Here is a 14,974-nt window from a genome sequence, read left to right as displayed (position 1 = left end):
CTACGATTTTATTCTCAGTCCGATGTGATACCATCGGTATCGGTGCTTTGGGACTCTCCAAGAAGCATTTTCACCGCAGACAGGGTATCTGAGGCATCTTTCGCAGAGAGTTCTTCACGCCGATAAGCTGCGTGTTCATACGCAACGGTAAGTTGCTGAAGTACCGTCAGATCAGTTTGTACTGCACTGTGGTCTGCAACTGTCTGGTACCACTCCCAGTGTGTTTGTTGCTCTATATTATCGCTTCTCAACTGCTTCGAGAACTGCTCACGTACTACCGTATAGGCTAGTTCAATGGCATGGTCGGTGCGTCCATCAGCTAAGGCATCAGTTGCAAGACTTAGACGAGATGATGCGGGTGAGACAGATACTGAAGGCTCGGTGACTGGTTCGCTGGTGATCGTTTCAGACTCGTCTATTTCAGATTTTTCGGTCGTCTCCTCGGCTTCGTCTTCCCGACGTCGCCACCATACAAATCCGGCGACGACGACTATGACGATGGCTGCAACTATCGCTACCGTAGCCGTGGTGAGGCCGCTCAGTTGGCCACTCTCCTGGGTTTTGCTGCCAGATTCACCCCCGAGATTGCGGAGTGTGACTTCAGTCACTGCACGTGACTGCTCGAGGTTCGTTTTTTCACCTGGGAACACAGCAGCGAATGCAACCGTTGAATTCACTGCCTCGAGATCTGAGGTCGAAACAGCAGTCTGGAAGCGACCGTTCTCGTTTGTAGTGGTCGAAGCAACTGTACTCCCATTTTGCTTAATGAGCACACTTTGTCCAGCAAGTGCTTTTCCTGTTTGTGTCGTCAGCTCGCCCTGAAGCGCCACTGAGGAACTTGAGGACTGGCTCCCTGAGACACTCAGTTGTGTCTCCGTAGGTTCGACCATCACTGTCTCTACTTGCTCGTCGATGGCGATTGCTTGCGATTGTGAGGTCGTAGAGACAGTGAGTGATTGCTCGCCTGCAGGAACTTCGGCTGGGACCGATTCAGTGAGGCTAAATGATCCAGCGTCAGTCGTTTGGACGGTTCCTAGCTCTACGCCGCCCATTGAGACAACAAGTGGGAGATCGCTCACTTGTTCGTCTTCAACGGAGACTGACCCAGAGACGGTCACTGTGTCATCAAAACTGGTAGTCGCTGGGGCTTCTGACAGTGAAACCGAGCCAGAGACTTGTTCGATAGATGTGTTGAGCGTCGTATTCGATCCATAGTAAATCGATGTCTCTTCAGGTACGTATCTGACTGTGAGTGTCGTCTCACCCTGTGGAAGTGTTCGTGGACGGAATGTGGTTGCAATGTGACCCTCTGCGTCTGTTTGTGTCTGAATCTGGCGTGAGCCAGTATTGAGGATGATGTTCTGATTCGAGAGGGATTCACCGTCTGCGGTCGTCAGTTGCCCAGTGATAGACAGCGGATTGAGATACGACGTCTGTGATTGTTGGGTTGTAAGGGTAAGTGAGGTTTCGACGAATTCTGCTGCTCGGATTTCTGCTTGTTGGTCGGTGATGTTCTGTGTGATGTTGGCGATGCGCTCTTGGGAGTCGTTCGTCTCGACACCTGTTCGGTTGCTCAGACGCTCGTAGGACGTCGTCAGATCCAAGCCGGTTTGACTGACGTTTGACTCATGTTCTGCTAGTTCTCGGGCAAGTTGTCGGGCACGTTCTTCGTCTCCGTTTTGCTTTGCCTCTTGATATTCGTCGTATGTATCGCGGTACGACTGTACGTCTGTTCCGTACTCTTGTTGCTCTTCGCGAGTGTGTTCGAGCCGGGAGCTTGCACCAGTCGATCCTTCGACGTCGACGTACTTGTCGAGCAACTCGGAGTACTCATCACCAATTAGATCACGGCCACGCTGGTACTCACCTTGCTCTATCTCGACTGTACCATCACCCAGTCGAGTCACCATTTTCTCTATGAGATATGCACGGAGTTGGGTAGTGTCTCCATCGCGGCCTGCAGTATCGGGATTCTCGTGACGGACAGAACTGTTGTTCGAGGGCGTCTGGCCTTGTACGTACTCGTCTTCGGTTAGCGCTGGTTGTGCATCTGCGGCAGCGACAGTCTCGCCCGCAGTTGCAACTACCGGAGTGGAAAATACGCTCACCAGCAGAAGGTAGCAAAGGAAAACTGCGAAAATTCGCTGATATAGCGAAGACGAACGGTTCACGATAGGGTCGAATGAGCGGAAGTATAAATTCTCTTTCTTCTCTGGAATGTGTTGAGCTACCAAACAACCGAACAGAACATTCAATGGTTACTGGTGATACTCCCAGAGCAATGCGGCTCACACGAGAAGGCACTGTGGTTGTCGTCTTGCTTGTTATACTGGCTGTGTTCGCAGTCCTTCTCGAAAGAATCACGCTCATTGTCGCCGTTGCAGCTGTTGGCGCGTGGCTTCTCACCTACCAGTGGTCTGTCGTCAATTCGTTCATCGAGGCCAACGAAACGCATTCGGTAGCTCTCACTCCACATCAGTCTCAACACTTCGTAGATGAGGACGTAGACATTACATTACAACTGACGAAGTCTGCAGCGACTGACGTCTCGTTGACTGTTGTGTCACCCCTGCCAGTTGGGGCTAGTGGCTCACCACGTGAGGACCGCCGCGTCTCAATTGCTGGCACTGATTCGAGTGTATCGACAGCCTTCACTCATCAGTATCCAGTTGCAGGGCAATATTCACTCCCAGCAATTGAGCTCACGTTTGCAGACCGGCTTGGGCTGTTTATCGAAGAGCAATATGTCGAAACAGAGACCCAGATTCAAATCACTCCACATGCACCGCGTTCGATGCACGTGGGACAAGGTGGCGAGCGTATCGCCTCTGCGTACGGTGATACACCATCGGGTCAGCGTGGCGGTGGCTTACTGCCGCTCGTTCTCAGAGAGTACACAGGCGAAGACTCGGCGCGCCAAATTGACTGGAAGGCTACCGCTCGACTTGGAACACCCTACATCACAGAATACGAGCAAGAGGCAGACTATCAGACGATTTTAGTCGTCGATCATCGCACCCCAATGGCTGACGGTCCACGTGGTCAAACAAAATTTGACTACGTACGGGATCTCGCACTAGGTTTTCTCGAAGCGGGGTTCGAATCAACGGATTCTGTCGGGATGACTGTTGTAGAGGAGGATTCCTATCGGTGGATTCGAAAGCCAACATCGGGTATTGAGTCACATCAAATACTCAGCGAGGAACTTCAACGACTCGAAGGACCGACTCCCTCTTCGTCCAAATCTCGGGTTACTGTTAGCGGTAGCCGCTTCCGCGAAGAAGGCCAACTGCTTCGACAACGGCTCTCAACAGAGTCGACAGCGTTCGAGACGACACTTCGTCACTATCTTCGGCCAGTGGCGAATCAAACGCAGACACAAGCCGATTCGCTGCAAGAAGCACTTACGACTCTCTACACGCGACGGGGTCGCAGTGGATCTGGCGAAGTTCTGTTGTTCACAGATGACTCAAACCGGCATCGGTTGCTCAATTCGATTTCTACACTCCGAAGGCACGGCTACACGGTTGGTGTTTTTCTCACACCAACGGTTCTCTTCGAATCTCAGAACCTTACTGACATCGCAGCAGAGTACGAACGATACGTCTCCTTCGAGGAGTTCAGAAAACGACTCACTCGACTCTCCGGAGTTTCTGCGTTCGAGGTTGGACCACGTGACCGGCTGTCTGTCCTGCTGTCAAACTCTCAAAGCCACCGACAGCAGTCTCGGCAGGATTAACTGTGCGTAGTAATAGACCCGAATTTATGAGCACTTCGTCGGACACGCAGTTATTCAACTCACGGGGGTTCCTCTCTTCCCAATCGCGAGTCCTCGCAGTCAGTGCAGTTTGTCTGGTTCTTGCTCTGTTTGGTGTCATTGGTGGCGTACTCGGTACTGTGATTGCCCTTTTGGTCGTCGCAAGTACAGTTTTCACAAACGAACTCATCGGATACGCGATTGGGTCGGTTCTCCTTGCTGCGCTCACCCCTGATGCATCGCTTGCTTCGTCGGTCGCTTCGTACATCGCTCTAAGTAGCCTTCTTCTCCCGTTGCTACAGCGATCTTGGGACCAGTCTTTTTTCTCTGGAGTACTCCACTACGGTGTACTTTTAGCGGTATTTACTACAGGAATCATCGCTATCAGCACGTGGTACTCTTCAGCACTCGTGGTGGCTACACTCGTTTTAACTGGCATCGGATTTTGTGGATATGGATTGCACCGATATGAGCGAGTGAGACTAGGCCTTGTCGAGGCAGGTGAGGCTCATGAGTAAATCAACGAACTCCGGACGTAGTGAGGAACGTATGGACGGTAGGGTAAACGCAGAATCAACGCCTGACCGAATGATTGAGCTCCAGGCACAAATTGAGCTATTAGAACGTGAAAACGAGCGACTTCGAAGAGAAACACGCCGTGCAAAGCAAGTTACGCATAGACGGGCCGCACTCTCGCTTGCAGTAATTGGTGCACTCTGTGGGGGGACAGCATTGTTGCTGCCGTCAGTCCGTGACCTCCTGTTTTCCCTCTCTGGAATCGGACTGTTCGGAGCAGTGCTGACCTACTATCTCACACCGGAGCACGTTCTCACAGCCGATGTAAGCGAGCGTGTCTACACCGCTGTTGTTGAAAACGAACAAGCAGTGGTTTCAGAGCTGGATTTAAGCGACGAGCGAGTCTATCTGCCGAGTACCGACTCTGGCGACGTTCGGCTTTTCATCCCTCAACACAGCGAGTACCAACTTCCAGAACCAGAGGAACTACGCTCGGTTTTCGTTGTTTCCGCGTCTGGGAACCAACGAGGCGTCTCATTCGTCCCTGCAGGGCAGTTACTGTTTGGAGAGTTCACAGAGACACACACCCTCTCAGAATCCTCCTTCGAGGGGTATATCTCACAACTCACCGACGCTGCTGTCCACTCATTCGAGCTTACGACTGCGGCAGAGTATGAAGTAAACGAGACTGAGGGTCGGCTTACCGTTGAATGTATAGAGCCCGCCTATAATGGTTCTGTCCAGTTTGATCATCCACTCTCGTCTTTCTTCGCAGTCGCAGTTGCTACTCGCCTTGGATCTGCAGTCTCGACAACGACGACTTTCAATGACGAAACTTTAACGACGACCTGTCAGTGGGAGCCTCTATCCGAGGATGAGTAGAATTATCAACTGGTAATCTAACCAACTGATTGTGGCTGCTTTGGACAAGCAGACACCACCCCAGATTTGGGGATGCACTCCCCCTCCCTTCTCTTTCCCATCAGAAACACAACGTTGGTCTGGTCGTCGCTAATGGGAATTCGTTGCGATATTCTCAGGGAGTGGAACCGAATCAAGAATCGATTGGATGATATCTTGGACAGAGCGCCCACTGAGTTCAGACTCCGTACTCAGTATCAACCGATGCTGCAGGATAGACGGCGCTAAGGCCTTGATGTCATCTGGAAGCACGTAATCTCGGTCATGAATTGCTGCTCGAGCTTTTGCGGCCCGAAGGAAGGCAATGGATGCACGAGGGGATCCGCCATACTCTAACTCTTCGGTGGTCCGCGTTTCCGCAACAATCTGCAGAATGTATTCTTTGATTTTGTCGGCGACAAACACCTGTTCGACGGCTTTACGGGCTGTTTTGAGATCAGCTTGTGTCACTGCTACGTTTGCCTGGTCAGCACGTAATTCCGAGCGCTGGTCGACACGATCGAGCAGTTGGTGTTCGATGTCGCTTGACGGAAGATCTACGACGAGCTTTTGCTGGAAGCGGTCACGCTGTGCTTCCGGAAGTTCGAACGTCCCCTCCATCTCTATTGGATTTTGCGTCGCCACGACAAAGAACGGAGACGGGAGTGATAGCGTCTCTCCGTCGATACTAACCTCTCCTTCTTGCATCGCTTCTAAGAGTGCGCTCTGTGTTTTTGGCGTCGAACGATTGATCTCATCTGCGATTACAACATTCGAAAATATTGGGCCTTCCCGACGCTCGAATTCTCCCGTCTGTGCCCGATAAACACTTGTCCCAGTGATGTCCGCAGGAACCATATCAGGCGTCATCTGGATTCGCTTTACCTCAAGGCCGCTTGTCCGAGCAAACACGTTAGCAATCGTCGTCTTTGCAACCCCAGGAACACCCTCTAAAAGCACGTGCCCGTTGGTCAAAAGAGCAATAGTGAGGCGCTCGACAACCTCTGCATTGCCGATAAGCACCGTATTCGCTTCTTTTTGTACGGCTTCATAGAACGCCGCCGCACTCACGCTACTCATTATCCTCTTTCTGCGCGTCGTTCATTAAAACTCCTTTTATTATGCGTCGAACCCGCTCTCGTTCCCACTCGGGATGTTGCGCTAGAAGATACGATTCTAGCGCAACGGTACGTGATTCGAGATTATCTTTCGTACTACTCTCTGTCTGGGGGTGTGCTGTCTTATCTCGCTGTAGGCGTTGGCTCAGCGAAGTCTCAACGGACGGATTGTACGCCCACAACCCGATGAGACCAATCAATCCAACACCGACGATAGCTTGCAAGAACGCTGACTGGCGAAGCGTCAACAACGCTACTGCCAGTGGTGGTTGCTGACCTGCATTAGAGAAATCAAACAGCACAGCATCTGTTTGTGTGAGCAAATTCCGACTCAGTTGCTCATTTCCTGGGCGGTCAACCATCGAGTTGATGAAAACACTCGGATCTGAGACTACGATTACTCGGCCATCACCGACCCGTTCGCTGACCATGACTGGCCGCTCACGCAGCGTTTCGTTATCGTCAAGCTCTCCGTTTGGTGTCGTATCCAGATAGCTGAACTCTGAGGATCTGGCGAGTACCGTCGAATTGTTTGCTGAAAGTACGGTCCCGTGATTCAGTGAGAGTTGCTCGACGTCTCTGGTGAGATTTGTGTCCGAAATATTCGTTGCAAGTGGCATCGCAGGAGAGCGGTAGTACGCTTCTTCATCACGAAGTGGGCGACCGTCGATGCGGGCTGAAACTCCAAGGTCTTCCAGCAAGGGATTGCTGTGAGCCCCATAGTCCTCAGCGACGACGAGCGTCCCTCCAGACTCAACAAACGCCTGGACTCTGGCTGTCTGTTGAGCGCTGTAATTGCGCTCTGGCGAGATAATAAATGCCGTTGTGTTTGTCGACGCGGAGTCGTATGCCGTCGTGTTCAGTATAACGGCTGACTCAGTATCGGTATCGTCAGCTAGCGTCTGCAACTGCGTTGTTCCATCCCATGCTCCATTGTAGATTCCGAACGCCGCAGCAGACGTACTTGCAGCGAAGATTGCACTTACCGCAAGACAGAGTGCGAGTACTATGGTGAGTAACTCGGGGTACGACCAGTCGCGGCCACGAAGACGCATCTAAAATACCCCCGAGGGAAGAATCTCAAGAATCCGCTGAACGACGATGTAACCGAATACGGCCAATCCGAGGACGATAACCCATCGGAGTCGACTTCGCCATTGGGGTGTGACTGAAAACGGTGCTGTGAGTTCGACGATTACCAAAAATCCGATGAGCGAACACACAAAGACTAGCTCTAAAGAGAGCGCATCCAGCAAGGTGAGTATCACCACGACGCCGAGCATCCACGCTATCTGTGCGTTGATAAACCGTGCTCGACGAACTGTCGTCATAGTCCCTCCGAGGTGGAAACCCACGACTTGAGTCGTTCACAAGACGCGTAACGTCTTGTTAGCCAATCAGAATTCTGTGAGTTCTGATGACGTGGGAGGAAACCGACAGGGTGATTCTCAAACAATACAGACTGCGTTGATTGGTTTCGATACGATTTATGTGACATTGAGTCGTTGGTGTTGGTAGTGCTGGAAGGCCAAACGTGTCTGCCAGTACGGGCCGGTGTAATGCGGCCCCGGACAGACCGTCCCGGCGATGTGCCGAAACTCGGGGACAATGCCGCTGTCCCTCCGAGGTGGTGTACACCACCCGCGAAACAGCCGCGTTCGAGTCCACCGAGAATTAAAGCGGTGTGAGTCAGCGCCTCCGGTTTGGAGAGTGAGCTTCCATACCCCTGTACCCCGGTGGGACACAAACCCCCTTTCGGGAGTACCCGCTCGTGGAATAGAGTAATTCCACACGGGGAACTGCTGGCGTGCAGCCCGCCTGCGAGGTGTCGAGTTGTGGGCCGAAACCCCTCGCGGGGGAAAGCCCACGACTGAAGTCGTGGGTACATTACTAGCTTTCCTCTCTAAGTCCTTGCTTACCAATGTGTCGGCTTCTGTTTGCAACAGTGATTCTGGTATATCCGCCGAGGAGTGGAGCGAGAGTTATTGAATCGACCGAAGAGATGAAGCACCCAGTAGAGTTTCACAGATCGTCAGGTGTCTCTAGCTCAGGTTCATCAAACTCGAGAGCTTCAGCAACGGCCTCTGGAAGGTCTGGTCGTGGAGCACCTTCGTGACGCAGCACTCGCTCAGACTTTTTCGTCTCCTCATAGACAGCGCGTGCTATCGGGACGCCCCGGAGGAAGTTGTGTTCGTAGAGGATCTCGACACCGCGTTCAGTCGGTCCCCAAAATTTCGAGGGGAGATTCCGCGTTGACGCATTCGGTTTATGAACGTAGGCATTGAGGAGACTCACCTCTCGAAGTCGCTCAAGCTGGTCGAGGATCGCGGCCTCGTTCTTCGAAATCATGTAGTCAAGTTCGGCCAGCGACACGAGGTGAGCGGGATGGCCGAGGATTAACTGGATGATGAGATACCGAGTCTCCTGCGAGAGCAGTTCACGCATTCGTCGCTGCTCTGCAAACGGATCCTCGAATCCCTCCGGAACCGTATCGCTCATATCTCAACCTAGCTTTCTCGACTGCATAATGATTTAGGTTAACTAGGTCAATAGAATCGTCGTTTGGCTGAGTCAATTAGGGTATAAAGGATGTCACGCGTTAAGGTGAGATAACGGTGAGAGCCTACTCAACCGCCATACAGCAATCAGAGAGCCCACGACACTCATAATGGGCGCAAGTACGAGTCCTGCCATGAGAACTTGCTCAGAAGCTTGTACCAGTCCTTCAAAGCCAACCAACTGCTCGGCGATGATATTGAGCACTTCTGCAGCAGGTACCGTGAGTACAACACCGAGGACGCCGCCAGCGATTCCTAGCAAGAGCGCTTGAATCACCACGATAGTCGAAAGCGTCGCTGTCGACCCACCAAGGGCACGAAACGCGGCGAACTGCTGTCGCTGTTGATACACAAGCGAAAGCAGGAGATTCACTGTCAAAGCGATACCTGAGATAAGCGCTAACCCAACGAGGCTGAGTCCACTTGCGATGACGACTGCCTGCCGTTGTAGCGTCGCTTGGAACTGCTCTTGGTTCGTCCGAATCGTATACTCTGGATACTGATCTCTAAGTTCGGTGGCCACTGCTTCAGGATTCGTTCCTTCTGTCAGCGAGACAGACACCATCGTCGAACGGTCTCCACCAGTCGTCCCCGTCACTTCCTGAAGTTCGCTGAGTGGTAATACGACTGTTGGCGTGCCAAGGAAGTTCGAGTACGTTGGCGAGATTCCGACAACTGTGAACTCGTGTTGACGTGCACTTGCGAGCGTCCCACCAATATAGAGTGAATCCCCGATAGAGACGTTCAGCATCGACGCTGTCTGTTCGTCGATGACGACCTCATAGATCATCGGCCCCTCATACGTGCCGTTTGCGTAGTGGATGTCCTTCTGATCGATTTCTTTTCCTTCGGTGATTTGTACAGAGCCACCGCGTGCAGGCCCACCGACACCGACGAACGTCTCGAACTGGGAGGTGTTCTTTCCAACATATACCGTTTGGAAGGCCAGTGGCGCTGCTGTTCGGACATCATCACGCGATTCAAGCTCATCAGAAAGCTGGTGAGAGTTCAAGACGGGGTTTTCAATTCCTCCTGCAGTTCCGGGAGCTAGTCGGGCTGTTCCACCAGTAATCCAGAGATCACGACCCGATGAATCAAATTTCTCCTGACCAGTCGTAACGACGCCTGCCCCGACGCTTGCAAGTAACGTTGCAGCAAGCACTGCAAGCGCGAGTCCAACGACCGCGAGCACAGTTCGCATCCGTTCGTGTCTAAGCTGTGCGAGCGCGACGGAGAGCCCTCCGCTGAGACGGCTCAACCACCTCATTGTTGGAGACCCTCCACTGGTTCGATACGGCGACTCAGCCAGATCGGATACGGCGCCGCAAGAACCCCGATAATGACTGCAACACAAATCCCATACCCAAACATGAGCGGATCGAAGAGTGCAATCGACTCGACGCCGAGCAAGTCTGCACTGAGCGCATTGACGACGACGATTCCACCGGCACCAAGGAGTACGCCAACAAATCCACCAATAAGCGTCACAACGACTGTTTCAGTGAGGATGAGAAGTGACTGGGAGCGAGCCGAATATCCAATTGCACCAAGCAATGCAAGGGTCGACCGGTCTGCGAGAATCTCAAGTCCCATGATGGTTCCGACGAGAAGGACACCCGTCACAAGTGCTGTGACGAATGCAGCTAGTGCAATTGCAAGCGACAGATTCGATGTCGAAACATCACGACTTGCAAATCCAGTCTGTGTCACAACCTCCGTACCAGGATAGAACCCAGCAAGCTTCGATTTGACGCTTGGATCGTTTGTCGAGACTAGAATCTGTTGTGCTTGGTCTCCGCCCGTACTCCCAGACAGTGCCTGGAGTTCTGAGAGATGCACAATCCCAACTGGGAGTGTCCCTGCCCCCGACTGAATACCGCCGTCTGTGACGTTTGCGATCTGAAGCGTTCTCGTTGTCCCTCTGTCCGACGCCGTATACTCACTTCCAAGGGACCCATTGAGCAAGTCTGCAGTCCCACTACTAACGACCAGTTCACCGGTCCAACTTCCATTGTACGTACCATTTGCATAGTAGGGGTCTCCAGGTGTAAGCCCAGCAGTCGATAACCCAGCTACGTTCCGCCCAGACTCGTCGGGAATCACACCTACCAGAAGAATATACTCACGAGTCCCATCAGCACCTGTTACGCGTGTGATTTGTGTCTGAACAGGCGTGACATATGAAATTCGATCGTCCGACCTGAGTCTCGAAGTTGCACGGTGAACACCGCCAAGTTGTGGTCCATCAACTTCGACAGCAAGCGAAGATTGACCAGTCTCCTCTGGGACAATCCAGTAATCGACGGACTCACTTTGGATTGCAGATTGTGAGGCAAGCCCCAGTGAGACACCTGTGACGACCGTCAAAAGCATGATTGCAAGCGCGACTCCACTGACGCTGAAGACGACCCGACTAGATGCAACAGCGAGTCGACCTCGGATTCGTGTGACAGCAAGGCTGATGAGGCCACTGATGCGCTGTAGTCTGCGTGAATTACCCATGCTGTGTGTCGATACGCTTTCCATCTTTGAGTCGAACAACGCGGTCCATCCGATCGAGTGTCTGCTTGTCGTGTGAGGCAACGAATACCGCACACTCACTCGTTAGGTCTTCAAATAAATCCAGAATCGAGGCCCCAGTCTCAGTATCGAGCTCCCCAGTCGGTTCGTCTGCGATAAGCAGGTTCGGGTCGGTCGAAAGCGCTCGTGCAATCGCGACGCGTTGTTGTTCGCCACCGCTTAGCTCACCTGGTTTGTGTGAGATGCGGTCTCGTAATCCAACTCGCTCCAGTAACGCCGTTGCACGCTCTTTGCGCTCGTTTCGACTCAGTCCTAACTCAATGAGTGGTAAGGCGACGTTTGCTCGGGCAGAGAGCGCTGGCAAGAGGTAGAAATGCTGAAACACAATTCCGACTCGCTGGAGTCGCATTTGCGCGCGAGATCTTTCGCTTTTGGTCGCAGTGTCTTCTCCGTCGAGAATGACCGTTCCTGAGGTGGGAACGTCAAGTCCGGCAAGGAGGTGCAGAAGTGTTGATTTTCCACTCCCACTTGGACCAGCGACCCCGACGAGTTCGCCACGTCGAACACTGAGTGAGACTGAAGATACAGCAGTGACCGTTTGAGCGGTCTTGTCTCTTCCAAATACTCGTCCAGCGCCGCCGAGGCTGTACGTTCGAGTAACGCCCTCACAACGGACGACAGGCGGCTCTTTGGAGTGTGACATCGTTTCAGACGTCTGCGAACCAGAAGACGTCGACCGACCCGGATTTCTCATTGGGCGCGAGTTTCCCAGACTGCTATAAAAAACTATCCGACACGACTGCTTGAGAAAGCTCTCGTCTCGTTGTGTCTCTTGGTAGTTAGACTGTCATCGAGTGGATGAGAGAAAATGTACTGCTGGAAGAGTGTGCTATCGCAGCCGCTCTTCGATTTCTCTGCGGTTGACGTAGGCGAACGTACCCACGATGACGAGTACGATCAACACCAACAGCAGGATAATCGGTAGCGAGAGAAGACCGCCTCCAGACCCATCTCCGTCATTCGTGTCATCACCGCCATCGACCTCGTCAACAGGCTCGTCCTGGACCGTGAGGACCCCGAGGCCCTCTCCGTTAATTGCGAGGTCATAGGAGCCTGCCTCGTCGAAGGCAACCGAGAAGATAACCTCTGTCTGTTCACCAGCAGGCACGGTCACGTCTTTCGTCTCGATAACCTCACCGTCTGCGGTGAGTTCGACCGAATAGGTGCCTTCTGCGTCACCAGTATTTTCGACAGTCGTCGTGATGTCCGTCGTCTGGCCGACTGCTGCGGTCGTACTCGCAAGCGACGAGCCGCTCAGTGCAAACGACGGCTGACCCGACTGATCGGATTCTTGGTAGCCGACCGCGTAAACCGTAAAGCCAGGCGACACCGCGCGGTAGTTGTTCCCGTTGAGGTGCTTCGTTTCGAGCGTCTGCCACTCACCGTCGTGGAAGCGAAGCAGTTGGACGTTGTCAGGCGAAACTCCCTCTGGGAGCTCCGAACTGTCGAGTCGGAAATTGAATTTGACGTTGTCAATGTCGTCATCAGAGAGACCGTTTGCATTCACCTCGAAGAAACGAACTGCGGGCGTAGGCGGCGTCGTGACGCTACCTGGCTGGCTGTCGAGATCAGCGTAGTCGACATTGAAGCCTTTCGCTGTGTTCTTCATCTGGATGTCGAAGTTCTTGAGCGCTCCACCGTTGTCAACATTGAAGCCGACAGTCTGTCCGCCAAAGACTGTGCCAGTGCTCGCGGTCATGCGGCCGTTGTTCTCTTTGGCCTTGATGCGGTCGGGACCGCGGTCTTCATCGTCATCGCTTGGCGGACCGCCGCCACCGCCGCCACCACCGCCACCACCGCCGCCTCGGGCTTCAGTGACTTCCAGTTGGAATGATCGAGCCGCCGTTGCCCCACGGTCGTCTGTTGCAACAACCTCGATGGTGTACGTTCCTTTGTCACCCGGTTTCGGTGCGATGTTTATTTTCGGAGCCCCCTCAGTATCTGTGTTGAGCTCTACGAAGTCTGGCGCGTTCGCAAGAGACAGCGACAGCGAGTCACCGTCAGGGTCCTCCGCGCTGACTGGGACAATCTTCGAGTTGCCCTCTTGGACCTTCTTATCGGGGATGTATTCGATCGTGGGGTTTGTGTTCTCCTCATCGTAACAGGTCTCACCCTCTGGAAGCATGCAGAGTGTGCCCTGGTCAACCGAGAAGTGCGATGGGTCGTCACCAACGGCGATGTGAACCCAGACGTATTTGGTCCGTTCCCAGTCAGAGTTGGTTTTGACGTTAATGAGTTCATCGTCGTCTCCCGAGATGGCAGTCAGGGAAGCGTCGATTTGCTGGCCGTCGTCGGAACCATCGCTCTCGGAGATAATCTCACCAGTACTGCTGATGCCCATCGTCGGGTCCAATTCACCGTCATCGAACGACTGGAAGGACGTTGCCTCGTCGCTGACACTCACGTGACCGTTGACTGAGGTAATGTCGCTTGTCGCAGTGACGTCCTTGATGTTTCCATCGTCGTCTTTGGTGACCTCGAAGTCAAGCTTGCTGTTCTCGAACTTCGAGCGTTCGTAGACGAGGACCATGTGGTCAGTCGATTCTGACGAGTAGTCGGCATCCGAGAACCGCGAGTGTGCGTTGAAGGTCAGCGTGTCGCCAGGTTTCGCGTAGATGTCGTCTTTTTCTCCCTGCTCTTCGACTTTGTCCTCGTTTTCATCTACGAGATACGTGTTAGATCGGGTCAGGAGGACAGGAACGGCGTCCATACCGATAACACGGACATTACCGGAGACCGAGAGGTCACCGTCGTGGGCGCTGAATCCGTCACTACCATCGAGCGGTTGGACGAGGAAGAACGCGTAGTGGCCAGGTTCGTCGGGCGTGTAGGACGTCTGCAGTTTCCCTTCGCTATCAATAGAGAGGTCGTCAACGACCTCAACGAAATCGGCGTTGTCGTTGACTGCCTGCTCGAATGATTCTTCATCAGTGTTCGAGTCTTCGAGCATCTCCTGTGCAGACTGGCTATCGAAACCGTCGCCCATCTTCGCAACGACGAGTTGAGCATTATTTTCGTCAGCGAATTTGGAGGTATCGACCGTACCGGCGCGCGTCTTGAACGTAAGGTCAATTTCATTGCCGACACGGTAGGAAGAGAGAACCTGTTTGTTGAGTGGGATATCACTCCCATCGACGTTCAAATTCGAGGATGGGGCTCGAACGTTGACAGTACCACCGTATGGGTCCGTCGGTCGCAATGAGAAGGGTGCATAGTCCCAGACACTCACTTGGTTGGTTATCTCTGTGCTTTCGCTTGCCAGCTCAGAGGTTTCTGAGTTGTACAGGACTGCATCGGATCCCAACGATTGGGAGTGTGAACTCCCGACCGCTGCGACGCCTTGGATCCCCATCGTTGAAGCCACCATGAGAACCGCAAGACAGACAGCCATTATTTTCTTAGAACTGAATGTCATTGTGTGAATTCTGTATTCCTAATTGATATCATTTCCGGTTAACATATGGTATCTGGTACGTCCTCAGATGCCGCAAAATCGCGGAGATTAGCTCTCAGCCGATGCAGATATTTTGCGCCTCACAGACAAT

The 14,974-nt window shown here is 53.1% G+C and carries 11 protein-coding genes; 2 read left to right on the top strand and 9 right to left on the bottom strand.

Going from position 1 to position 14,974, the window contains the following annotated elements:
• Positions 1 to 14 precede the first annotated feature (14 nt).
• Positions 15 to 2,255 carry a hypothetical protein gene (locus FCF25_RS02205; protein ID WP_168191192.1) on the bottom strand — a complete coding sequence of 747 codons (2,241 nt, stop codon included), beginning with the start codon at positions 2,253 to 2,255 and terminating at the stop codon, positions 15 to 17.
• A 26-nt stretch (positions 2,256 to 2,281) separates the two neighbouring features.
• Between FCF25_RS02205 and FCF25_RS02200 the strand changes: the two genes are divergently transcribed.
• Both FCF25_RS02200 and FCF25_RS02190 read left to right on the top strand, forming a co-directional pair.
• Positions 2,282 to 3,739: a DUF58 domain-containing protein gene (locus tag FCF25_RS02200; protein ID WP_168191191.1), complete on the top strand. Its 1,458-nt coding sequence runs from the start codon at positions 2,282 to 2,284 to the stop codon at positions 3,737 to 3,739.
• Between the two features lie 567 nt (positions 3,740 to 4,306).
• Positions 4,307 to 5,155: a hypothetical protein gene (locus FCF25_RS02190; RefSeq protein ID WP_137047191.1), complete on the top strand. Its 849-nt coding sequence runs from the start codon at positions 4,307 to 4,309 to the stop codon at positions 5,153 to 5,155.
• A gap of 129 nt (positions 5,156 to 5,284) precedes the next feature.
• Here the strand turns inward: FCF25_RS02190 and FCF25_RS02185 are convergent, their stop codons facing one another.
• From FCF25_RS02185 to FCF25_RS02150, 8 genes are all read right to left on the bottom strand, one after another.
• Positions 5,285 to 6,253, bottom strand: a complete 969-nt coding sequence (locus tag FCF25_RS02185; RefSeq protein WP_137047190.1) for a MoxR family ATPase — start codon at positions 6,251 to 6,253, stop codon at positions 5,285 to 5,287.
• The gene (locus FCF25_RS02180) at positions 6,246 to 7,346 is read right to left on the bottom strand and encodes a DUF4350 domain-containing protein (RefSeq protein WP_137047189.1); all 1,101 of its coding nucleotides are present in this window, start codon (positions 7,344 to 7,346) and stop codon (positions 6,246 to 6,248) included. The genes FCF25_RS02185 and FCF25_RS02180 overlap by 8 nt, the downstream gene beginning before the upstream one ends.
• Entirely contained in the window at positions 7,347 to 7,622 is a 276-nt protein-coding gene (locus tag FCF25_RS15850; RefSeq protein WP_137047188.1) for a hypothetical protein, read from the bottom strand.
• Positions 7,623 to 8,313: 691 nt separating this feature from the next.
• Positions 8,314 to 8,790, bottom strand: a complete 477-nt coding sequence (locus FCF25_RS02170; RefSeq protein WP_137047187.1) for an ArsR family transcriptional regulator — start codon at positions 8,788 to 8,790, stop codon at positions 8,314 to 8,316.
• Positions 8,791 to 8,883: 93 nt separating this feature from the next.
• Positions 8,884 to 10,116, bottom strand: a complete 1,233-nt coding sequence (locus FCF25_RS02165; protein ID WP_137047186.1) for an ABC transporter permease — start codon at positions 10,114 to 10,116, stop codon at positions 8,884 to 8,886.
• A complete protein-coding gene (locus tag FCF25_RS02160; protein WP_254425880.1) occupies positions 10,113 to 11,222 on the bottom strand; it encodes an ABC transporter permease in 1,110 nt (369 codons plus the stop codon). The genes FCF25_RS02165 and FCF25_RS02160 overlap by 4 nt, the downstream gene beginning before the upstream one ends.
• A gap of 121 nt (positions 11,223 to 11,343) precedes the next feature.
• A complete protein-coding gene (locus tag FCF25_RS02155; RefSeq protein WP_137047184.1) occupies positions 11,344 to 12,072 on the bottom strand; it encodes an ABC transporter ATP-binding protein in 729 nt (242 codons plus the stop codon).
• 186 nt (positions 12,073 to 12,258) lie between these two features.
• Complete coding sequence (locus FCF25_RS02150) at positions 12,259 to 14,844, bottom strand: PGF-pre-PGF domain-containing protein (protein WP_137047183.1); 2,586 nt, start codon at positions 14,842 to 14,844, stop codon at positions 12,259 to 12,261.
• Positions 14,845 to 14,974: the final 130 nt, after the last annotated feature.

Source organism: Haloprofundus sp. MHR1 (assembly GCF_005155585.1).
Lineage (GTDB): Archaea > Halobacteriota > Halobacteria > Halobacteriales > Haloferacaceae > Haloprofundus > Haloprofundus halophilus.
This window is presented reverse-complemented; position numbering and strand designations above follow the sequence as displayed.